Source organism: Mycobacterium sp. D16Q16 (genome assembly GCF_002013745.1).
In the GTDB taxonomy this organism is placed as follows: domain Bacteria; phylum Actinomycetota; class Actinomycetes; order Mycobacteriales; family Mycobacteriaceae; genus Mycobacterium.
Genome location: NZ_MAEY01000023.1, coordinates 1 through 21,481, shown reverse-complemented (window position 1 = coordinate 21,481; position 21,481 = coordinate 1). Strand labels below are relative to the sequence as shown.

Annotated in this window: 22 protein-coding genes; 11 read left to right on the top strand and 11 right to left on the bottom strand. The window is 64.2% G+C overall.

Going from position 1 to position 21,481, the window contains the following annotated elements:
* Positions 1-20: 20 nt before the first annotated feature.
* Positions 21-698, bottom strand: a complete 678-nt coding sequence (gene kstR / locus B4394_RS20760; RefSeq protein WP_078311487.1) for a cholesterol catabolism transcriptional regulator KstR — start codon at positions 696-698, stop codon at positions 21-23.
* Between the two features lie 192 nt (positions 699-890).
* Here kstR and B4394_RS20755 point away from each other — a divergent pair, with 192 nt between their 5' ends.
* Positions 891-3,008, top strand: coding sequence for an acyl-CoA dehydrogenase family protein (locus B4394_RS20755; RefSeq protein WP_078316159.1), 2,118 nt, complete (start codon positions 891-893; stop codon positions 3,006-3,008).
* 73 nt (positions 3,009-3,081) lie between these two features.
* Here B4394_RS20755 and B4394_RS20750 read toward each other — a convergent pair whose 3' ends face one another.
* Complete coding sequence (locus B4394_RS20750) at positions 3,082-3,621, bottom strand: hypothetical protein (RefSeq protein WP_078311643.1); 540 nt, start codon at positions 3,619-3,621, stop codon at positions 3,082-3,084.
* A 64-nt stretch (positions 3,622-3,685) separates the two neighbouring features.
* On the bottom strand, positions 3,686-4,738 hold the full coding sequence (locus tag B4394_RS20745; RefSeq protein WP_078316158.1) for a ferredoxin--NADP reductase: 1,053 nt from the start codon (positions 4,736-4,738) through the stop codon (positions 3,686-3,688).
* Between the two features lie 277 nt (positions 4,739-5,015).
* Here B4394_RS20745 and hsaA point away from each other — a divergent pair, with 277 nt between their 5' ends.
* From hsaA to fmdA, 5 genes are all read left to right on the top strand, one after another.
* Positions 5,016-6,203: a 3-hydroxy-9,10-secoandrosta-1,3,5(10)-triene-9,17-dione monooxygenase oxygenase subunit gene (gene hsaA, locus B4394_RS20740; protein ID WP_078292617.1), complete on the top strand. Its 1,188-nt coding sequence runs from the start codon at positions 5,016-5,018 to the stop codon at positions 6,201-6,203.
* Between the two features lie 15 nt (positions 6,204-6,218).
* Positions 6,219-7,121, top strand: a complete 903-nt coding sequence (gene hsaC / locus B4394_RS20735) for an iron-dependent extradiol dioxygenase HsaC (protein ID WP_078292618.1) — start codon at positions 6,219-6,221, stop codon at positions 7,119-7,121.
* A 2-nt stretch (positions 7,122-7,123) separates the two neighbouring features.
* A complete protein-coding gene (hsaB, locus tag B4394_RS20730) occupies positions 7,124-7,696 on the top strand; it encodes a 3-hydroxy-9,10-secoandrosta-1,3,5(10)-triene-9,17-dione monooxygenase reductase subunit (RefSeq protein ID WP_078311484.1) in 573 nt (190 codons plus the stop codon).
* Between the two features lie 85 nt (positions 7,697-7,781).
* Positions 7,782-8,063: a zinc ribbon domain-containing protein gene (locus B4394_RS20725; protein ID WP_078311483.1), complete on the top strand. Its 282-nt coding sequence runs from the start codon at positions 7,782-7,784 to the stop codon at positions 8,061-8,063.
* Positions 8,064-8,077: 14 nt separating this feature from the next.
* Positions 8,078-9,334: a formamidase gene (gene fmdA / locus B4394_RS20720; protein WP_078316157.1), complete on the top strand. Its 1,257-nt coding sequence runs from the start codon at positions 8,078-8,080 to the stop codon at positions 9,332-9,334.
* A 7-nt stretch (positions 9,335-9,341) separates the two neighbouring features.
* Here the strand turns inward: fmdA and B4394_RS20715 are convergent, their stop codons facing one another.
* Together B4394_RS20715 and B4394_RS20710 are read right to left on the bottom strand one after the other, a co-directional pair.
* A complete protein-coding gene (locus B4394_RS20715; RefSeq protein WP_078316156.1) occupies positions 9,342-10,448 on the bottom strand; it encodes an agmatine deiminase family protein in 1,107 nt (368 codons plus the stop codon).
* Positions 10,449-10,466: 18 nt separating this feature from the next.
* Positions 10,467-10,841 carry a hypothetical protein gene (locus B4394_RS20710; RefSeq protein WP_078311480.1) on the bottom strand — a complete coding sequence of 125 codons (375 nt, stop codon included), beginning with the start codon at positions 10,839-10,841 and terminating at the stop codon, positions 10,467-10,469.
* A 246-nt stretch (positions 10,842-11,087) separates the two neighbouring features.
* On the opposite strand from B4394_RS20710, the gene aqpZ reads away from it, so the two are divergent.
* The gene (aqpZ, locus tag B4394_RS20705) at positions 11,088-11,846 is read left to right on the top strand and encodes an aquaporin Z (protein WP_078311479.1); all 759 of its coding nucleotides are present in this window, start codon (positions 11,088-11,090) and stop codon (positions 11,844-11,846) included.
* Between the two features lie 5 nt (positions 11,847-11,851).
* Here the strand turns inward: aqpZ and B4394_RS20700 are convergent, their stop codons facing one another.
* The gene (locus B4394_RS20700; RefSeq protein WP_078316155.1) at positions 11,852-13,123 is read right to left on the bottom strand and encodes a hypothetical protein; all 1,272 of its coding nucleotides are present in this window, start codon (positions 13,121-13,123) and stop codon (positions 11,852-11,854) included.
* 144 nt (positions 13,124-13,267) lie between these two features.
* Between B4394_RS20700 and arr the strand changes: the two genes are divergently transcribed.
* Entirely contained in the window at positions 13,268-13,693 is a 426-nt protein-coding gene (gene arr / locus B4394_RS20695; protein ID WP_078311477.1) for an NAD(+)--rifampin ADP-ribosyltransferase, read from the top strand.
* A gap of 15 nt (positions 13,694-13,708) precedes the next feature.
* Here the strand turns inward: arr and B4394_RS20690 are convergent, their stop codons facing one another.
* The 5 genes from B4394_RS20690 to B4394_RS20670 are packed head-to-tail and all read right to left on the bottom strand — an operon-like array spanning position 13,709 to position 18,731.
* Positions 13,709-14,083 carry a DoxX family protein gene (locus tag B4394_RS20690; protein WP_078311476.1) on the bottom strand — a complete coding sequence of 125 codons (375 nt, stop codon included), beginning with the start codon at positions 14,081-14,083 and terminating at the stop codon, positions 13,709-13,711.
* 22 nt (positions 14,084-14,105) lie between these two features.
* The gene (gene ipdE2, locus B4394_RS20685) at positions 14,106-15,047 is read right to left on the bottom strand and encodes an acyl-CoA dehydrogenase IpdE2 (RefSeq protein ID WP_078316154.1); all 942 of its coding nucleotides are present in this window, start codon (positions 15,045-15,047) and stop codon (positions 14,106-14,108) included.
* On the bottom strand, positions 15,044-16,012 hold the full coding sequence (locus B4394_RS20680; RefSeq protein ID WP_078316153.1) for an acyl-CoA dehydrogenase family protein: 969 nt from the start codon (positions 16,010-16,012) through the stop codon (positions 15,044-15,046). The genes ipdE2 and B4394_RS20680 overlap by 4 nt, the downstream gene beginning before the upstream one ends.
* The gene (locus tag B4394_RS20675; RefSeq protein ID WP_078311473.1) at positions 16,009-17,160 is read right to left on the bottom strand and encodes an acyl-CoA dehydrogenase family protein; all 1,152 of its coding nucleotides are present in this window, start codon (positions 17,158-17,160) and stop codon (positions 16,009-16,011) included. The genes B4394_RS20680 and B4394_RS20675 overlap by 4 nt, the downstream gene beginning before the upstream one ends.
* Positions 17,160-18,731, bottom strand: coding sequence for a FadD3 family acyl-CoA ligase (locus B4394_RS20670; RefSeq protein WP_078316152.1), 1,572 nt, complete (start codon positions 18,729-18,731; stop codon positions 17,160-17,162). Before B4394_RS20670 ends, B4394_RS20675 begins: the two co-directional genes overlap by 1 nt.
* Positions 18,732-18,830: 99 nt before the next feature.
* On the opposite strand from B4394_RS20670, the gene ipdE1 reads away from it, so the two are divergent.
* From ipdE1 to B4394_RS20655, 3 genes are all read left to right on the top strand, one after another.
* On the top strand, positions 18,831-19,973 hold the full coding sequence (ipdE1, locus tag B4394_RS20665) for an acyl-CoA dehydrogenase IpdE1 (RefSeq protein ID WP_078311642.1): 1,143 nt from the start codon (positions 18,831-18,833) through the stop codon (positions 19,971-19,973).
* Positions 19,973-20,761 carry a (5R,7aS)-5-hydroxy-7a-methyl-1-oxo-2,3,5,6,7,7a-hexahydro-1H-indene-carboxyl-CoA reductase gene (gene ipdF / locus B4394_RS20660; RefSeq protein WP_078311471.1) on the top strand — a complete coding sequence of 263 codons (789 nt, stop codon included), beginning with the start codon at positions 19,973-19,975 and terminating at the stop codon, positions 20,759-20,761. Before ipdE1 ends, ipdF begins: the two co-directional genes overlap by 1 nt.
* 70 nt (positions 20,762-20,831) lie before the next feature.
* Complete coding sequence (locus B4394_RS20655) at positions 20,832-21,476, top strand: TetR/AcrR family transcriptional regulator (RefSeq protein ID WP_170914970.1); 645 nt, start codon at positions 20,832-20,834, stop codon at positions 21,474-21,476.
* The last annotated feature ends 5 nt before the right edge of the window (positions 21,477-21,481 follow it).

Here is a 21,481-nt window from a genome sequence, read left to right as displayed (position 1 = left end):
GTTAGGCCAAGCGTCGCAGGTCAGGTAATTCCCAGCAGCAATCTGACGGTGCGATCAAGCCGGTGGCTCACATCAGTTGCCGACGCTCGCCGCGTCAACCAGGCAATCATGTTGGAGGTCCAGACATCCGAGATGACACGGGCGATGTGGAACTGCCCGTCGGAGGGATCGTCGTCGCCGGCCATCGCGCGGGCGAAGATGCCGTCCATCAGTCGGCCCACGTGATCAACCTCACCGGCGGCGGAAGCGTCCGCGAAGACCAGGGCGCGGGTCATCGCCTCGGTGAGTAAGGGATTGCGCTGCATGTTGCGGTTCAGCCGGGTGATTGCCGTATGCAGCCGTTCGTATGCGGTGCCGCCGCTGACGGCACCGCGATCCGATCTGGCGTCGATCTGCTCGAACTCGCGCTCCAGCGCGGACACCAGCAGATGCACTTTGGAGGGGAAGTATCGATACAGGGTGCCGACGGCGACGTCCGCACGCTCGGCGACGGTGCGCATCTGCACCGCTTCGTAGCCTCCTTTGGAGGCGATGGCCAAAGTGGCGTCCAAGATGCGCTTGCGGCGCTCGCGCTGCGCGGTCGAACCGAGATCATCGTCGGATAGTGCTGAGACGGCAGCAGGCTGATTCGTCGCGTCGGTATCACCGCTAGCTGACTGCGCGGCTTCCGATGCGCTAGATGTCCGAGGCGTTGCCATGGCGTCTCTACTCCCTGCGTTCACGTTCTGGTTCAGCGCACGACTATACGGATCACCATCGGCCGTTTCAGGTCTCCCTGGCCCGCTGGTAGTGCTCTGTACAGCCTGAATGCGTTCCTACTACACTGAACCCAATCACGATATTAGAACACGTTCTAGTCTCATGTACCCGAATCAAGCCGAGGAGAATCTGTGTCGTCCGACGTGCAGGAAGCCGCCCGCGACGCTGTCCGTCAATGGGCCAAGAGCGCGGCTGTCATCGAGTCGGTCCGGAAGATGGAGTCCGAGCCCCACGGGTGGGGCCCTGCCTATGCCGGGCTCGCTGAGCTGGGCATTTTCGGTGTCGCGGTGCCGGAGGCCGCCGGCGGTTCGGGAGCTGGATTCGACGACATGATCGCCATGGTCGACGAGGCCGCAGCGTCCTTGGTGCCGGGGCCGGTTGCCACCAGTGCGCTGGCCGCAGTGGTGCTGGCGACCGACGGACCCGCGGAATTGGTCGCAGCGCTGGCGGCCGGAGATCGCACGGCGGGACTGGCGCGCACCGGGGACCTGACCATCGCCGACGGGCTGGCCTCGGGCGTGTTGCCCGCGGTGCTGGGAGGTACGGCCGACGGAGCGCTGTTGGCCCCGGGGCCCGACGGCTGGGTGCTGATCGACTGCGTGGGCGCTGGCGCCACGGTGGACGTCAAGAAGGCGACCGACTTCTCGCGTCCGTGGGCCGCGGTCACCCTGCGCGGCGCTGCGGTACATCCGGTGAGCCTGCCGGCCGCCGTGGTCGCCGATCTGGCGACGGTGACCCTCTCGGCCGAGGCGGTCGGCGTGGCGCGTTGGGCGCTGCGGACCGCCGTCGAATACGCGAAGGTGCGCGAGCAATTCGGTAAGCAGATCGGCAGCTTTCAGGCGATTAAGCACATGTGTGCGGAAATGCTGTGCCGTGTCGAGCAGGCCGATGTCGCTGTCTGGGACGCCGCCGGATGTGCGCAGGATGCTGTTGCCAATGGCGGTGATTCTCAGCAGCTTTCGCTTGCCGCTGCCGTTGCGGCGGCGGTTGCCGTCGATGCGGCGCTGGCCAACACCAAGGACTGCATCCAGATTCTTGGTGGTATCGGATTCACCTGGGAGCATGACGCACACCTGTACCTGCGGCGCGCATACGCGCTCCAGTCCTTCCTGGGTAAGCCCGCGGTATGGCGGCGAACGGCCGCCACGCTGACGCTAGGGGGAACGCGCCGGTCCCTGACCGTCGACCTCGGTGAGGCGGAGAGTCAGCGCGCACAAGTTGCGGCTACCGCTGCGGAAATCGCTTCTGCGCCAAGTGATGAACACCAGATCCGACTGGCTGAGTCGGGCTTCCTGGCTCCGCACTGGCCCGCGCCGTACGGGTTGGGTGCGGGGGCCGCGCAGCAGCTGCTCATCGACCAGGAGCTGCATGCCGCGGGCGTCACACGCCCTGATCTTGTCATCGGATGGTGGGCGGCCCCCACCATTCTGGAGCACGGAACGCCCGAGCAGATAGCGCAATTCGTGGCACCCACGCTTCGTGGTGAGATCGAATGGTGCCAGCTGTTCTCCGAGCCCGGCGCCGGTAGTGACCTTGCGGCGTTGCGTACCAAGGCAACCCGGGTCGACGGCGGGTGGAAGCTCGACGGTCAGAAGGTGTGGAACTCCAAGGCGCAGATCGCGGACTGGGCGATCTGCCTGGCGCGCACCAACCCCGATGTTCCCAAGCACAAGGGCATTACGTACTTCCTGCTCGATATGAAGACCCCCGGGATCACCGTGCGGCCGCTGCGTGAGATCACCGGAGAGGAGATGTTCAACGAAGTCTTCCTGGACGGTGTGATCGTCCCGGACGAGTACGTGGTCGGTTCGGTCGACGACGGGTGGCGCCTGGCCCGCACCACACTGGCCAACGAGCGGGTGGCGATGGCGGGAGGCGGCACTCTCGACGAGGCCATGGAGTCGCTGCTTGCCCTCATCGGAGACACCGAACTGGATGCGGCGCAACTCGATACGCTCGGCGTTTTCGTGTGCTCGGCGCAGACGGGCGCGCTGCTTGATCTGCGCACCGCGCTGCGCGCCATCGGTGGTCAGGATCCGGGTGCGGCCTCGAGTGTGCGCAAGCTCGTCGGTGTGCGTCATCGTCAGGGACTTTCGGAGCACATCCTCGACTACGTGGACACCCATGGTGCGGTGGAGTCCCACGAGATGTGGCTGTTCATGCGAGACCGGTGCCTGTCGATCGCCGGAGGTACCACCCAAATCCTGCTCAGCGTGGCAGGGGAGCGGCTACTCGGCCTGCCGCGTTGACAGCCAGCGGTCAGCTCGGGTGCCCGGATCCCGCGTTAGTGTGGCGGCGCTGAGATCAACACCCTGGTGACGGCTAGCTGAAGCGGGCCTGCGCGCAGGCATCGGGCGAGATCACGCTGCGGCCACCGATACTGGCCTCGACGTGACTGCACACGATGTAGTCGGCATCGAGCTTGGGCTGCCCCGTCGCCCAATCGGTCGGCTGGGTGGTGCCGGTGACCCGGAAGCGGTCGACATCGCCTCCGCCGAAGTAGACGGTGGTAAGCAGCCAGGTGCTACCGCCGTTGTGCTCCACGGTGTTCGGATTGTCGGCCCACTGCACCCACAAGTAATTCATCCGGTCCGAGGTGCGTAGTTCGGTGGTCTGCTTGGCCCACAGGTCGCCCCCGAATCCCTCAATCCCGCTGGGGGTCCGCAGGTTGAAGCTCGCGGTGTAGTAGCACTGCCGTTCTGCCCTGCGACAGTCGGCGGTGGCGTGCACCTCGAGTTGGCGCCCCTCGTCGACGGGAGTGCTGACGTCGGTGGTCTTGACCTCTGCGGTGGCGGTACCTGGGAAAACTAGGGAAGTAACCACCAGTGATGCGGCGGCCAGCGCCGATTTCAGGGACTTCATGATGTCGGAATCGTATCGGCCCGCTTGGGCAACGGCGCCGGGATCTTCTTTCTGTACCTGGCGTTCACTCATCGAAGGTGACGTTGACGTCGTCGGTCTCGGGAACGGCCTGGCACGCCAGGATGTACCCGTCGTCGATGTCGTTCTGGGACAGTGCGTCGTTGACGAGCATGCGGACCTTCCCGTCCTTGAGGATGCAGGCACATGTCATGCAGTGCCCCTCGCGGCAGGAGAACGGCGCGTCCAGCCCCTTGGCGAGCAACACGTCGAGCAGGACGGTGCTGCGCGGCCAGCTGACGGTGTGGGTCTCACCATCGAGTTCCACGGTGGCCGTGGCCGGCGGTTCGTCATCGTCGGAAGGCTCGGCAAGGACTACCTCGGCGAACGGATCGCTTTCCAGGGAACGGAAGACCTCGATGTGTACGCGGTCCTCGGGCATGCCGTTGCTCTTGAGTGCGGCCTCGGAGGCGTCCATGAACGGTCCGGGGCCGCAGATAAAGGCCTCATGCCCGGCAAACGGTGCGGCCAGCGTGGCCAGTGATTCTCGCGAGGGCAGCCCCTGCACCGATTCGAGCCAGTGAATGACGGTGAGCCGCTCCGGATATTGCGTGGTCAGCTCCCGAAGTGCCGCTCCGAAGATGACCGACTGTTCGTCGCGGTTGGCGTAGATGAGAACGACCTTGCCGCTGCCCTGGGAGAGCGCGGACTTGCAGATCGCCATCATCGGGGTGATTCCGCTGCCGCCGGCAACGAGGAGGAGATCCCGGCTCAAGTCTTTGGGGACGAACACTCCCGAGGGCGCCAGTACGTGCATGTGCATACCGGCATGGGCGTTATCGCAGATCCAGTTGGACCCGTAACCATCGACGGTCCGCTTGACCGTCACCGTCAACCGGTCGTCGATATGCGGTGAGCTGGACAGCGAGTAGCAGCGCGCCACCGATCCGGTGCGGTCGGATGGAATGCGCAGCGTGAGGTACTGGCCGGGTGTGTACGCGAACTTGTCGGCCGCGTCCTCGGGAATGTCGAAGACCAATGACCTGGAGTCGGCGGTCTCGTCGATAACCTCGGCGATTCGAACCTCGAGGACGTGCTTTCCCAGCGGAACGTCCGTCACGTGATTTCCTCCGTCGTTGACTTCGTCTGGCCGAGCCCAACTACAACCGAACTAGAACAGGTTACAGAATTGACCTTTGGCCCTACAACACCGTCGTCGCTTCGTTCCAGATGAGCCCGCCTTCCCGGGGTGGGCGAGGCGGTGTCGACACAGATCGAAACGTGTTCTAGTCTCAGCAGGGAACACGCGCTACCACCGTGGGTGTACAGCGGGTGTCGCGAACTACTAGCCCTAGTTTGTGCCGACTGATGCTAACTACAGCAGTGGAGGAAATGCAGTGACGACGACCGAACAGCGGGACGAGATTCAGGCGGTTCTCGCAGGAATTGACGACCTGCTGCCGATCCTGCGCAAGCGCGCGCAGGAGACCGAGGACCTGCGGCGTCTGCCCGACGCCACGGTCGCCGAACTGCAGGAGATCGGCTTCTTCAAGCTGTTGCAGCCCTCGCAGTGGGGTGGATACGAGACGGCCCCCACTACCTTCTACGAGGCGGTGCGCCGGCTCGGCAGCGCCTGCGGCTCAACCGGCTGGGTCTCCTCGATCATCGGTGTGCACAACTGGCACCTGGCCCTGTTCGACCAGAAGGCCCAGGAAGAGGTCTGGGGCGACGACACCAACGTGCGAGTCTCCTCCTCCTACGCGCCCATGGGCGCCGGTGTCGTTGTCGATGGCGGGTACCTGGTCAACGGCGCGTGGAACTGGTCCTCGGGCTGCGATCACGCCACCTGGGCGTTCCTCGGTGGCCCCGTCATCAAGGACGGCCGTCCGGTCGACTTCGGTAGCTTCCTGATCCCGCGTACCGAGTACCGCATCGACGACGTGTGGAATGTCGTCGGTCTGCGTGGCACCGGCAGTAACACTGTCGTGGTCAAAGACGTGTTCGTGCCGTCACACCGCTTCTTGTCGTACAAGAAGATGAACGACCAGACCGCCGGTGGTTACGAGACCAACACCGCGCCGGTGTACAAGATGCCTTGGGGCACCATGCATCCCACAACCATCACCGCGCCCATCATGGGCATGGCGTATGGCGCCTACGACGCGCACGTCGAGGCTCAGGGCAAGCGGGTGCGCGCGGCATACGCCGGTGAGAAGGCCAAGGACGACCCGTTCACCAAGGTGCGGGTGGCCGAGGCCGCTAGTGACATCGATGCCGGTTGGCGTCAGTTGATCGGGAATGTGGGCGACGAGTACGCCCTTATCTCGGCCGGCCAGGAGGTTCCCTTCGAGCTGCGCGCCGCCGCACGCCGCGACCAGGTGCGTGCCACCGGACGGGCCATCGCCTCGATCGACCTGTTGTTTGAGAACTCCGGGGCCACCGCGCTATCGAATGACGCACCGGTACAGCGTTTCTGGCGTGATGCGCACGCTGGACGCGTGCACGCGGCCAATGACGCTGAGCGGGCTTACCAGATCTGGGGTAACCACGCCTTCGAGCTGCCCGCCACCGACACGATGGTTTAGGAGAGCGTCAGCAAGATGAGCATTATCAAGGCACTCGGGTACATGCGCATCGAGGCCACCGATGTAGCCGCCTGGCGTGAATTCGGTACCAAGGTTCTCGGCATGATGGAAGGCACCGGCGACAACCCTGCCGCGCTCTATCTGCGGATGGACGATGTCGCGGCTCGCCTGGTGATCGTGCCCGGCGAGAACGACCGGTTACTCGCTTCGGGATGGGAGGTCGCGGACGCCCCGGCGTTGCAGGCAATTCGCGACCGCCTGGACAACGCGGGTGTTGAGTACGTCGAGGGCACCAAGGTCGAGGCTTCCGACCGTAAGGTCGAGGGGCTGATCAGGTTCCAGGATCCGTCGGGAAACGTGCTGGAGGTGTTCCACGGAGCCCAGTATCTGGGGCGCCGATTTGTGAGCCCATACGGCCACAAGTTCGTCACGGCTGAGCAGGGACTGGGGCACGTGGTGCTTACCTGCACCGATGACGCTGCGGCGCAGGCGTTCTACGAGGGTGTGCTCGGCTTCCGGCTGCGTGACTCGATGCGGCTGCCGCCGCAGCTTGTCGGCCGCCCGGCCGACGGTGACCCGGTGTGGCTGCGCTTCTACGGATGCAACCCGCGCCACCACGCGCTGGCGTTCATGCCGATGCCCAACCCGACCGGAATCGTGCACCTGATGGTCGAAGTGGAGAATTCCGATGATGTCGGTCTCTGCTTGGACCGCGCGAACCGGCGAAAGGTTAAGATGTCGGCCACCCTGGGGCGGCACATCAATGACAAGATGCTGTCCTTCTATATGAAGACTCCCGGCGGGTTCGATATGGAGTTCGGTTGCGAGGGTTCTGAAGTCGATGACGAGAGCTGGATCGCGCGCGAGAGCGTCGGTATCAGTCTGTGGGGTCACGATTTCAGCGTTGGGTTCAAGTAGAGATGCCCGCATCGCAGATCGACCCCAGGGCATTCCGGAATGTGCTGGGGCAGTTCTGTACCGGCGTCACCATCATCACCACGACGCATGAGGACGTACCGGTGGGTTTTGCCTGTCAGTCGTTCGCGGCGCTGTCGTTGGAGCCGCCGCTGGTGCTGTTCTGTCCGACCAAGCAGTCGCGGTCCTGGGCGGCGATAGAGGCCTCGGGCAAGTTCTGCGTGAATGTCCTCGGGGAGGACCAGCGGGAGGTCTCGGCGCGATTCGGTTCGCGGGAGCCGGACAAGTTCGGTGGAATCGATTGGCGTCCCTCTGGTCTCGGATCGCCGATCATCAACGGATCGCTTGCGCACATCGACTGCGAGGTTGCCACCGTTCACGACGGCGGGGATCACTGGGTGGTGTTCGGGTCGGTCAACGAATTGAGTGAGATTCCCGAGAACCCGACAGCCACCCGGCCGTTGCTGTTCTACCGAGGGCAGTACACCGGCATCGAGCCCGACAAGACCACGCCCGCCGATTGGCGCAACGACCTGGAGGCTTTCCTCACCGCCACCACCGAGGACACCTGGCTGTAACCTGCCCTCCGCTCGTTTCCTGTGCGGGCCTGGCCAATCCGGCGTAACGTCACAGCTCCAGGTGCTACCTCGGTGAGGGCGGGTCATGGCGTTGTACGAGTATCGGTGCACGAACTGTGGCGATACCTCGCGTAAATTTCCGATGGCCACGGCCCCCGATACGGTGCCGTGCCCCGGCTGCCCCGCGTCGGCACGACGGCTTTTCGGCATCGCCGGAATGAGCCGTGGTTCCTCGTCGCGCATGCGCTTGCTCGATGCCACCCAGCGCAGTGCCAGTGAGCCGCCCGTGGTTTCCGCGCCGCCTCCCCTGCGCCGATCAGCGCCGGTGACATCAAATCCCTTGCATCGCAAACTGCCCCGCCCCTGACCGGAAGGACTGCCATGCCCGAAGTGTTGTTCCCGCTGGATTCGAGCAAGAAATTCACCGAACAACAGATCATCGGGCACAACCGGTGGCACCCGGACATTCCGCCGGCAGCGGTCGTGAAGCCCGGTACTTCCTTCCGTGTGCATTGCCGCGAATGGTTCGACGGCGCGATTCGCAACGACGACTCCGCCGACGACATCCGTGATGCCCCACTGACCACGGTGCACGCTTTGTCGGGACCGTTCTCGGTGGAGGGGGCACAGCCGGGAGACCTGCTGATCGTCGATATCCTGGATGTGGGTCCCATCCCGCAGGAAGATTCCGGGCCGCTGGCCGGCCAGGGGTGGGGTTACACCGGCATCTTCCCGACGACCAACGGTGGCGGATTCCTCACCGAGCAGTTTCCCGATGCGTACAAGGCGATTTGGGACTTCTCAGGTCAAACCGCCACCTCCCGCCATGTGCCTGGGGTCAGCTTTACCGGGATTGTGCATCCAGGGTTGATGGGGACGGCGCCATCGGCGGAACTGCTGGCGAGGTGGAACGCCCGTGAGGGTGCGCTGATCGCCACAGATCCCAACCGTGTTCCCGCGCTGGCACTTCCGCCGGAGCCACGGGATGCGGTACTTGGCGGGCTTACCGGGGAAACCTTCGAGAGAGCGGCGGCTGAGGCGGCCCGGACCGCGCCACCCCGGGAGAACGGTGGCAATCAGGACATCAAGAACCTGACCAAGGGCAGCAGGGTGTTTTACCCGGTGTTCGTGCCGGGCGGAAAGCTGTCGGTCGGCGACTTGCACTTCTCCCAGGGCGACGGCGAGATCACCTTCTGTGGGGCCATCGAGATGGGTGGCTTCATCGACTTGCATGTCGACGTCCTCAAGGGAGGTATGGACACCTATGGGGTGTCAGAAAACGCGATCTTCATGCCAGGTAATACCGATCCGCAGTATTCGCAGTGGTTGGCGTTCTCGGGGACGTCGGTCACCCTTGACGACGAACAGCGTTACCTGGATTCACATTTGGCGTACCAGCGCGCTTGTCTGCACGCCATCGATTACTTGACCAAGTTCGGCTATAGCCCGGAGCAGGCCTATCTTCTACTGGGCGCCGCACCCATCGAAGGCCGACTGTCCGGCGTCGTCGATATCCCGAATTCCTGTGCCACTGTGTATATTCCGACGGCGATATTCGACTTCCCGGTGACGCCCTCGGCCGCGGGCCCGGTGCAGATCGACGCCGGGCCGGGTGCGCCGCGATCGGTTGCGCACTGAGTCAGCGCTATCGGAGTTCTTGCTGGGTGGCGCAGTGGATGCCACCGCCACCGGCGGCAATACCGTCGATATCGAGCTGCACGATCCGACGGTCGGGAAAGACGGCTTCCAGGGTGGATTTGGCCGCCGCGTCGGCGTCCGGGTCTCCGAATTCGGGTGCGATGACGCCGCCGTTGCACACATAGAAGTTGATGTAGCCCGCGGCGAAATCCTTTGACTCGAAGTCATCACGCCCCTGCTCGGGTGCTTCGAGCACTTCCACACGCAGGGGGCGTCCGGCCGCGTCCGTCGCCTTTTCCAGGATCGTGAGATGCTCACGTGTTACGTCGTAGTCGAACGAGTCGGGGTCGTTATCCAGCCCCGCGACTACCACGCCCGGTCCGGCGAATCGCGCGTAGAAATCGGTGTGCCCATCGGTGATGTCCATGCCCGCGATACCCGGCAGCCAAATGATCTTTTGCAGACCAAGTAGTCGCCGTAGCTCCGCCTCGACATCTTTTTTGGAGCGTCCCCGGTTGCGGTTGTTGTTGAGAACGCAGCTTTCGGTGATGATCGCGGTGCCCTCACCATCGACTTCGATCCCGCCGCCCTCGAGCACGAGATCGGTGTGAAGGACCCGTACTCCAGCGCGCCTGGCGACCTCGGCGGCGACCTTGGCGTCGGAGTCGTGCTTCTGTTTGTTGCCCCAGCCGTTGAAGTTGAAGTCAACAGCTGCCTTGCCGGTGTCGTTGCGGACGAACACCGGACCGCTGTCACGGATCCACAGATCGTCCAAGGGTGCGGGAACCAATTCCACATTAGGTCCGGCCAATTGGCGCGTCAGTTCGATCTCCTGCGGTCGCACCAGCATCGACACCGGTTCGAACTGTGCGATGGCTTGGGCGATCGAGCCCAGATTTTGCTGGACCTTTCGGTTCAGCCTTCGGCCCCAGATCTCGTCACTGGCGCCGAAGGCCATCCAGGTTCGCAGGTGTGGTTCGCCCTCGTCGGGCATGCGCCAGGTCTCGCCGTCGCTCACGTCACCATCATTGTCGTCGCGTTCATCGGCACAGGAAGTCAGCGCGAGGTCCGCTGCCACTCCCGCTCCGAGTTGGAGCAAGTGTCGTCGGCGCATAACCAGGATTGTGCCAAGTTATGCCGCGTGGGGGCGCAGGGCCGCGATGAGCCCCTCCGGGTCGGTGACGCTGAGCTGCAGGCCGCCGACCGCGCCGAACGACATGGGCGCCTTAGGTTTGATGGGCGGGGAGTATTGGATGTCGACAATGCCGCAGCGTGAGCCGTTGACGAGCCAGCCGGTGCCGCTGGGGTGCACCCCCCAGGCGAACGGCTTCTCCTCGCGAGCTTTTGCCGATCGGATGCTCGTCAGCGGGATCTGGATAGAGAAGGCCCATCCGTGCTTGACAGTGAGCGCGCCGTCCGCAACCCGGATGCTCGTGCGCTTGCGGCCCATCAGGAATGCCGTCGCGAGCGGCAAATACCAGCGGTCGTAGCGCAGTTCAAAGTCCATCGGATCCCCTGGTCATACAGTCACCATACCGCGTACAGCAAATGCTAGAGGGGTCGGCGTCTCGATGCGGCGGGCAGGTGATGCCCCTGGTCTCGAGCACGGTGGCTGCACCTGTTCTTGTCCATTGAGCTACTGGGCGCCACCAGAATTCGTGACCCAACCGTTTCTGATAAGTGGCTGTGGGTTTCGACCTTGCATTGCTGTAATCAAGATCACTCGAGTTCTTCCTAACGAAGGGATCCGACGGTGACCAAGACGAGCACCAAATTGCTGGCCGAGTTCTTCGGCACGTTCTGGCTGGTTTTAGGCGGTTGTGGCAGCGCCATATTCGCTGCCAAGAACGTCGCCGATGCAGGAGAAGGAAGTACGGGCGCGATCCAATTGGGCATCGGTTTCCTCGGCGTTGCGTTGGCCTTCGGGTTGACGGTCGTGACCATGGCTTACGCGGTAGGTCATATCTCGGGCGGGCACTTCAACCCGGCGGTGACGCTCGGAGCGGTGGTCGGTGGGCGTCTACCCGCTAAGGAGCTGCCCGGTTACTGGGTGGCGCAGGTGCTCGGCGGTCTGCTTGCGGGCACCGCGCTGTGGTACATCGCGCGGGGTAAGCCGGGTTTCGAGGCCACGGGGAACATGGCGGCCAACGGCTACGGTGAGCATTCGCCCGACCATTATTCTCTGACGGCCGTACTGGTTACCGAGATTGTGCTTACCGCGGTGTTCATCATGGTGATCCTGGGCGCCACCGACGCAGGTGCGCCCAAGGGATTCGGTCCGCTCGCAATTGGTTTGTGTCTCACGCTGATTCATCTGATCTCGATTCCGATCAGCAATACGTCGGTGAATCCGGCCCGGTCGACTGCCGTCGCCTTCTTCAACGGCGGTGCGGCGCCCGGGCAGCTGTGGCTGTTCTGGGTGGCGCCACTGATCGGCGGTCTGGCTGGCGGTCTCCTGTACCCGTTCTTGTTCGACAACAGAAACTTGGGGCTGGTCACCGAACAGGACTGAACACGCTAGCCGTACCAGCGGCTGGCGTGTTCGGCATGCGTCGACAGGTAGGCGCCGGAGCCGAAGTGCGTGTCGTAGAAGTCCAGGTCGATGTTTTGCGCCTGCAGATACATCAGGGTGTGCACGGTGGGAACGGTGCCGGGAATCTTTCCGAAGGTGTCGTAGACGTAGGAGGCCTCCGTCGTGACGATCTCCTGGATCGCCTCGGCCGGTAGGGCGGCCGCGCGCACCGTGCGCGAATCTGCCCAAGCACCGGGGGTATCGGGGTGGAAGGGCCCGCCGGGGCCGTATTTACGCTCGATGTACTTCTGGACGCCCGCTGCGACCGTCGGCACGTGCGGGGGACTGAGGGTTTCGAAGAATCCATCCAGACCGGTGGCGTTCGGAAATGGCCACCGGTCATCGTTGTCGGAACGGAACCCGATACCGGGCGCGCGCGGGTCGCCGGAGCCGCCGAGCACCGACAGCCGGTCGAGACCGTCGAACATCCAGCCGCCCAGCCCGAGCGCCTGAAGGAGGAGCACCCCGTTGTGGGTTGCGGTGGCCAGTTCGGCGCTGGCCTCGGTGAGCGTGTACTGCTCCACGAAGGACAGCGGAATGGGGTCGTCGTAATTCCTTAAGCTGCTGAACTTTTCGGTGCCAGGGATGCTCCGGTTGTTGACATCGTCGTAGACCAGATAGCCATTCGCGGCAAAGAAGGACAGGTTGGCGATCAGGTGTTCTGCCAGATCGGCGACCGGGAAGGCCAGCAGGCTGCCCGGGTGATTTCCGATCCAGATGTTGTGGCCCTCCATGTACGGCTCTTCCCGCGGTAATTCCAGGCGTTTGTCCGAGATCCGCACGTAGGAGTCGGCGGTGTGGGTGATCCAGTCCTCGATGGACGTGAACTCCCGAGGGGGTTCATCGCGTGTCGGCAGCAGGTAGATCCCGGTGTCATCGGTGAAGAAGAGCTGGCTGGTGTGAAAACCCGCCGCGGAGGGGAAGGTGCGTCCGGTCGCGGTGCCGGAATAGTTCGGGAATGCGGGGGCGTATCCGGCGTGATAGGTGATGCCGTAGTGCCACCCGGTGACGCCCCCGACCACCGAAAGAATCAGTGCCCGTTCGACTTCCGATATCGGTCTGACGGGATGAGCGCTGGTGTACGCGAGCGGACCGTCGGGGATGCGCCCGCCGAGGGGGAATCGTCGTGACCGGCGCCCGGTGATCGCTGCCAGCAGCGGGAATGTAGTGACCTGCGCCAGGGCTTCGCGTTCGCGGTCGGATATCTGCAGCGGCATGGGTCAAGCCGACCACTGAGCGATTGCGGGGTCAACCTTTTGGCTTGTCTCCTTTCAAAATATGGCATGAAGGGGGGCTTGCGGCAAGACCCCCACCGTGGCGCAGAATCCTGCGACCACGAATGTCGACTGATGGGAACGGGTATGACGATGCCGAACTTTTTCGAGGCGCACGAGTCGGGCGCGTACTTCCATGGCACCAAGGCCGCCCTGGAGATAGGCGATCTGTTGACCGCCGGGCATCTGTCGAACTACGAGGAAGGCCGCATCATGAACCACGTCTACGTGACGAGGACATTGATTGGCGCGGGGTTGGCGGCCATGATGGCCAAGGGCGAGGGCAGGGGCCATGTCTACATCGTGGAGCCGGAGGGCACTCTCGAAGACGATCCGAACGTCACGGACAAGAAGTTCCCTGGGAATCCGACCCACTCGTACCGCACCCGCGAACCCGTACGCATCGTGGGTGAGGTCGCGGACTGGGAAGGGCCCCCGCCCGAATTCATGGAGACCTTTCGGGCGGGGCTAGCCGACCTTCAGCGCACGGGAAATGCCGTCATCTATGACTAGAACACGACGAAGCGACTACCCCGTACGTCGCACCTTGAGTGCCTCGGTGATCATCGGGATCTGCAACGGCAACCGGGCAAGCGCCCCCAGTCGCAGCGGCCATGGCTTGTCCCACCACTGCCGCGCCATGTTGATGTTCGCGGGGAAGACGGCGATGAACAGCAGCGCTGCGAGGGTGCCGCCAAGCCTGCGTGTCTTCGGGGCCAGCAGAAGCGCACCGGTTCCGAGCTCGGCAACACCCGAGGCGTACGTGTAGAACCGGGCCTCACCAGGCAGTTCGGTCGGGACGATGTCATCGAAGGGTTTAGGGGCGACGAAATGTACGACGCCGACACCGAGGAGCACGGCGGCGAGCCGGTAGGCGGGCCAGGGGCTGGCTGTGGTCTCCATGCCCGGAGTCTAGGCCGGGAACCTACAGTCCCGCGGCGCTCTCCAGACTTGGGAGTAGCTGACGCGGTGTTCCCAGGAGCAGCGCGCTGCCGTGTGCGCGCTTGAAGTACAGGTGGGCGTCGTGCTCCCAGGTGATGGCGATACCACCATGCAACTGGATCGATTCACCGGCCACAATCGAAAGTGCCTCGCTGGCTTTGATTCTCGCCACGGTCGCGGCCTCGGTAGTGAGATCGTGGATAGCCTGATAAACGGTCGCGCGTGCCGACTCCACCAGCACGTACAGGTCGGCCATCCGGTGTTTGAGAGCCTGGAAGCTGCCGATCGCGCGTCCGAACTGGACCCGCGTCTTGGCGTACTCGACGGTGAGTTCCAGCGCACGCGCCGCCGCGCCCACCTGCTCGGCGGCCAGCAGCAGCCCGGCCTTGTCGATCAGTCCCGCGGCACTGCCGATCGGTTTGCTTCCGCCGACCGCGACCGCGGCCAGCCGACGGGTGGGATCCATGGTGGACAGCGGCATAGCGGTGATGTTCTCCGCTCGGTGCACGTCATCGCCGTCCAGGATGAGCACTACGTCGGCGTTGGCTCCATTGACGACATATCCCGGGTCGAAGGCCACTGCACCGATCGATTCACCGGAGGCCAACGATTCCAGCAGCTCACCTTCGTACCCGGCGCCCAGGAGAGCGAGCTGTGCCCACAGCGTGCCCATCAGCGGGCTGGGCACGAGCCCGCGGCCGAGCTCCTCCACCACGACGGCCGCGTCCGCGAGCTCGCCCCCGGCACCGCCCAATTCCTCGGGAACCAACAACGCCGCGGCACCTACCTGTTCGCACAGAACGGTCCACAGGCTCTCGTCGTAGCCGCGTTCGGATTCCATCGCCTTGCGCACCGCGGCCGAGTCGGCTCGCTTGGTCACCAAAGAGCGGACGGTGTCACGCAGCATCTGCCGTTCGGAACTCATGCGAGCGCTCCAAGCACGCGCGCACGGTGCCATTCCGGTGTGCCCCAGGCCGACATCAGTGCCCGCACCTTGAGGATCCACAGTGACAGGTCGTATTCGGCGGTGAAGCCGATGGCGCCGTGGGTCTGCAGGGAGGATCGCCCGGCAAGGTAAGCGGCCTTGCCGGCAGCGACCTTCGCGGCACTCACATCGCGTGCGGCGGTGGGAGAGTCCTCGGCCACGGATAACGCCGCGCCGTACACCAGCGGGCGGGCCAGCTCCAGTGCGATGTGGACATCGGCCAGTTTGTGCTTGACGGCCTGATAGGACCCGATCGGCCGCCCGAACTGCGAACGCTGCTTGGCATACTCCACAGCGCGGTCCAGTAGTGACTGCCCCAGACCGACAAGCTGCGCCGAAATCGCAAGCACACCAAAGTTGATCGCGCGGCTGGTGTCCAGAGAGACGCCGCCGCCTGCCGGTGTTACGTCGAACACCCGGCGGGTGGCGTCGATCGACTCGTGCTGCGTGCCGGCCTGGGCCTCGCGGAACCCGATGTCGTCGGCGATGAGCACCAGCCCCGCAACATCCGCATCGAGCGCGCGTGGCGTCATGGGAGGTGCGGCCACGGTGGCGATGAGTTCTCCGGAGGCCAGTTGTGAGGAACGCTCAGCTCCGTTCTCATCCTCGGCGAGCAGGATTGGTGCCACCGCAAGGGACTCGACGACTGGTCCCGGTACCGCCCACTTGCCTAGACCTTCCAGCGCGACAACGAGATCGACGGGATGGGCGCCGATGCCGTCGTACTTTTCGGAGACCGCGAGGGCGGTGACACCGAGATCGGACAATGTCGACCACACCGCGAGCCCGGGTTCATGGTTGCCGGTTGCCCACGCGCGAGCCGCGCCGGGAACATCGGCGGACCCCAGGGCCGCGTCGATGCTTGCCGCGAAATCTCGCTGCTGCGTGTCCAGATCGAACCTCACTTGGCACCTCCCGTGCGAGCGCTTTCCTTGGGGAGGCCCAGAATCCGCTCGGCGATGATGTTGCGCTGAATCTCGTTGGTGCCAGCGTAAATCGGACCGCCGAGGGAGAACAGGTACCCGTCTGTCCATGGTCCGGTGAGCTCGCCGTCGGCGTCACGCAGGTCGATCGCCGTCTCGTGCAGGGCGACATCCAGCTCGGACCAGAACACCTTGGTGATCGAGGATTCGGCACCGAGCTCGCCGCCGCCGGACAGCCGGGTGACGGTGCCGAAGGTATGCAGCCGGTAGGCCTGCGCGGCGATCCAGGCGTCCGCGACTCGCTCGGACGCGAACCCGTTCTCCGGAACCGATTTCCACAGATCCACCAGCCTGTCGGCGGTGGCCAGGAAGCGGCCGGGGCTACGCAGTGACATGCCGCGCTCATTGCTCGACGTGCTCATGGCCACCCGCCAGCCGTCGTGCACAGCACCGATGACATCCTCGTCGGGGACGAAGACGTCGTCCAGGAAGATCTCGGCGAAACCGGGATCGCCGTCGAGCTGGGGGATGGGGCGGACAGTGACGCCCTCGGCCTTGAGGTCGAACATGAAGTACGTCAAACCCTGGTGGCGCTGCGATTCCGGGTCGGAGCGCCAGAGCCCGAATGCCCTGTCCGCGAACGGCGCTCGTGAGCTCCAGATCTTCTGCCCGGACAAGCGCCAGCCCCCGTCCACCTTGCGGGCGGGGGAGCGCAGCGATGCCAGATCGCTTCCCGACTCCGGCTCCGACCAGGCTTGTGCCCAGATCTCCTCGCCGTTGGCCATCTTGGGGAGAATGCGATCCAGCTGGTCCTTGCTGCCGTGCGCGAACAGCGTGGGCCCCAGCAGGAACATGCCGTTCTGGCTGATACGCGCGGGGGCTCCTGCCTTGAAGTACTCCTCCTCGAAGATCACCCACTGCAGCAGGCTGACATCGCGGCCGCCGTACTCCTTGGGCCAGGACACCGCGGAGAAGCCCGCGTCATAGAGGGTCCGCTCCCACTGGCGGTGCAGTACAGCGCCTTCGGGTGAGTCATAGGAGGGTAGCGGCGGATTCGGGGTGTTGGCGGCGAGGAACTCGCGCACCTCCGCCCGGAAAGCCTCGGTCTCGTCGTCAAGCAACAGGTCCATTACGCAGACTCCTCATGCATGGCGCGCAGGGTGGGTTTGACCACCTTGCCGCCCAGGTTGCGGGGAAGTTCGTCGAGAAACTCGACGAACCGCGGTTTCTTGAAGTTCGCCACATGCGCTGCGCTGTAATCGATGACGCCCTGAGCGTCGAGGGACGCGCCGGGCCTGCGCACGATGTAGGCCTTCCCAACTTCGCCAAGCCGCGCGTCGGGCACTCCTATCACGGCAACGTCCGCTACACCGTCGAGCCGCATCAGCACCTGTTCGATCTCGGCGGGATACACGTTGAACCCGCCGCAGATGTACATGTCCTTCAGCCGGTCGGTGATGGTGAGATTGCCGCGCTCGTCGAGCTTTCCGATATCGCCGGTGTGCAACCAGCCAGCCGAGTCGATGGTCTCGGCGGTGGCCTGCGGATCGTCGAGATAGCCCTTCATGACGTTGGCACTGCGCAGCAGCACTTCGCCCTCGTCGCCCGGCTTCTGCGCGCCGTCGATCCGCAGCTCGTAGCCGATCATCGGACGTCCGCAGGTGGTCGCGACGGTCACCGCGTCGTCATCGGAGCGGCAGATCGTGGCGAAGCCCTGAGTCTCGGTGAGGCCGTACGCGGTAAGCACCAGATCGAAATCCAGCTCGGATTGCATGCGCTCGATGAGCACCACCGGGACAACGGCCGCACCCGTCACGGAGTACCGCAGTGAGGTCAGGTCATAGTTTTTACGGGCGGGGTGGTCGAGCAGCATCTGGAAGATAGTGGGTGCGCCCGGCAACACGGTGATCTTGTGTTCCTGGACTGCGGCCATTGCCTTTTCGGGGTCGAAGGTCAGCTGTGGCATGAGCGCCGCGCCCGTCTGCAGACAGGCCAGGATGCCCGCCTTGTATCCGAAATTATGAAAGAACGGATTGACACACAGATACCGGTCGTTCTCGGTGAATTCTCCATAGGTAGCCCATGCCAGGGAGGCCGCCAGTGGTTGGCGGTGCATGCAGAGCACACCCTTGCTGCGTCCGGTGGTGCCGGAGGTGAAAAGGATGTCGCTGATGTCTTCGGAACTCACCGACGACTTCCGCGCATCGATGTCCTCGTCGCTCACGTCATCTCCGTGCGCGACGAATTCGTCCCAATTGGCGTGATCGCCGGCTTCCACCGCGACCCGCACGACATGGGCGAGATCGGGGAGCGTCGCGGTGTCCAGTTGAGTGATTCGATCCGAACCGAGGAAGACTCCCACCGACACCAGCACGCGAGCCTCGCTGCGCTGCAAGATGTCCGTCGCCTCGTCGACCGTGTACCGGGTATTCATCGGGACGACGACGGCTCCGGCGTACTGCGCGCCCAGGCAGGCGATGGGCCAGTGCCACGAGTTGGGAGACCAGATGGCCACCCGGTCTCCGTGCTTGATGTCGAGGGCGATCAGCGCCGCCGCGAAGCGCCTGGCGCGGGTGCGAAGTTCGGAAAAGGACAGCCACGAGCCGTCGGCATAGAGGGCATCGCGATCACCAAAACGGGATTCTGCCTGGTCTAACGCGGCCGGAATGGTGGGCTCGGGTGTCTGCTGCGCCGACTCCATACGCGTCCGACCCACCTTCCAATAACAAGCAAGTGCTTGGTAGGTTAGCCTACATGTGTGGGTGAGTTCCAAGCGGCTTCCGAGCGTCCGTTATCGGAGATGTCCGATGATCAGGTGCGTACCGAGATCCGGGAATGGCTGGCCGAGAACCTTGTCGGTGAGTTCGCCGAGCTGAAGGGCCTTGGTGGCCCCGGCAGCGAGCATGAAGCCTTCGACGAGCGCCTCGCCTGGAACCGCCACCTGGCCGCCGCGGGCTGGACCTGCCTGGGCTGGCCCGTCGAGCACGGGGGACGCGGCGCCACCGTGAGCCAGCGCGTCATCTTCTACGAGGAGTACGCGCGGGCCGAGGCGCCGCACAAGGTGAACCACCTCGGCGAGGAGCTCCTCGGTCCGACGCTCATCGCCTATGGCACCCCCGGGCAGCAGCAGCGCTTCCTTCCGGCCATCCGCGATGTCACCGAGCTGTGGTGTCAGGGCTATTCGGAACCCGGTGCGGGGTCGGACCTGGCGAATGTATCCACCACCGCGGTGCTCGACGGTGATGAATGGGTGATCAACGGGCAGAAGGTGTGGACCTCCCTGGCCCTGCAGTCGCAGTGGTGCTTCGTGATCGCGCGTACCGAACCCGGATCGGCGCGGCATAAGGGCCTGTCGTATCTGCTTGTGCCCCTCGATCAGCCGGGGGTCGAGATTCGGCCGATCATCCAGCTGACCAGCACCTCGGAGTTCAATGAGGTGTTCTTCGACAACGCGCGTACCGCCGCTGATCTGGTGGTCGGAGAGCCCGGCGATGGCTGGCGGGTCGCTATGGGCACCCTGACCTTCGAACGCGGTGTCTCGACGCTGGGTAACCAGATCACCTATGCCCGTGAACTTTCCCGGCTGGCCGGGCTCGCCAAGTCCAACGGTGCGGCGGACGATCCGGCGATCCGGGAGCGTCTTGCGCAAGCCTATGTAGGGCTTCGCGCCATGCGTGCCTATGCGCTGGCCACAATGGACGAGGAGCGGCCCGGTCAGGACAACGTGTCAAAGCTGTTGTGGGCCAACTGGCATCGCGATCTGGGCGAACTTGCGATGGAGATCATCGGAAAGTCGACCCTGTTGACCGATGACGGTGAGATGGACGAATGGCAGCGGTTGTTCCTCTTCTCGCGCGCCGACACGATCTATGGCGGTTCCAACGAGATCCAACGCAACATCATCTCCGAGCGGGTGCTCGGTTTACCCAGAGAGGCGCGCTAGTGAGCTTGTCGCAGGCACCGGAAGAGATTGCCGGACACGGACTTCTGAAGGGCAAGGCGGTTGTCATCACGGCCGCGGCGGGCACGGGTATCGGATCCTCCACGGCGCGCCGTGCTCTGGCCGAGGGGGCCGATGTCGTCGTCTCCGACTACCACGAGCGTCGCCTTACCGAGACCCGCGACGAGCTCGCGGCGCTCGGGCTGGGCAAGGTGGCCGCGGTGGTGTGTGATGTCACCTCCACCGAAGCTGTGGATGCGCTGATCACCGAATCCGTCGCGGCACTTGGCCGTATCGACGTGCTGGTCAACAATGCGGGACTCGGTGGTGAGACCCCCGTCGCCGATATGACCGACGAGCAGTGGGACCGGGTTCTCGACGTCACCCTTACCTCCACCTTCCGTGCGACCCGTGCGGCGCTGCGGTATTTCCGCGAGGCCGGCCACGGCGGCGTCATCGTCAACAACGCGAGCGTGTTGGGCTGGCGTGCGCAGTACGGACAGTCGCACTACGCCGCCGCGAAGGCCGGCGTCATGGCGCTCACCCGGTGCAGTGCCATCGAGGCCGTCGAGCATGGGGTACGCATCAACGCCGTCGCCCCGAGCATTGCCCGGCACAAATTCCTCGACAAGGTGACGTCCTCGGATCTACTGGACAAACTGTCCTCCGATGAGGCATTCGGTCGTGCCGCCGAGCCATGGGAGATCGCTTCCACCATTGCCTTCCTGGCCAGCGATTACTCGAGCTACCTGACCGGCGAGGTCATCTCGGTGTCCAGCCAGCGGGCGTGACATGCACCATGAAGCGCACTCAACGGTGACCAAACAAGCGCTTGGTTGATACAGTGGGGAGGTGGACAACGTGGCAGAAGTGCGAGAGTCGGACGCTCTTCGCGCAAGCGGCTCATCGCAGCCGTCTCGGCGTGACGAGCTGCTGAGCCTTGCGGCCGCCATGTTCGCCGAACGCGGTCTGCGGGCCACCACGGTGCGTGACATCGCCGATGCTGCGGGAATCCTGTCCGGCAGCCTCTATCACCACTTCGACTCCAAAGAAGCGATCGTGGACGAGCTGCTCCGCGACTTCCTGGAGGGACTGTTCACTCGGTACCGCGAAATCGCGGCGGCCAACCTGAATCCTGTCGACACCCTCAAGGGCCTGTTTCTTGCTTCGTTCGACGCGATCGAAAGCAAGCACGCGCAGGTCGCCATCTACCAGGCGGAGGCCCCCCGACTGTTGTCGCAGGAGCGGTTCGCCTATCTGAACGAGCTCAACACCGAGCAGCGCGAGCTGTGGCTGGAAGTGCTGCGTGACGGCATTGCGCAGGGCTACTTCCGCCCGGATCTCGATGTGGCCGTGGTGTACCGGTTTATTCGCGATGCGACCTGGGTATCGGTGCGCTGGTTCCGGCCTGGTGGTTCACGCACGGCGCAGGAAGTCGCCGAACAGTACCTCTCGATAGTTCTCGGCGGGATCACCACGAACAACGCCGTTCAGTCACCCGAATAGACAAA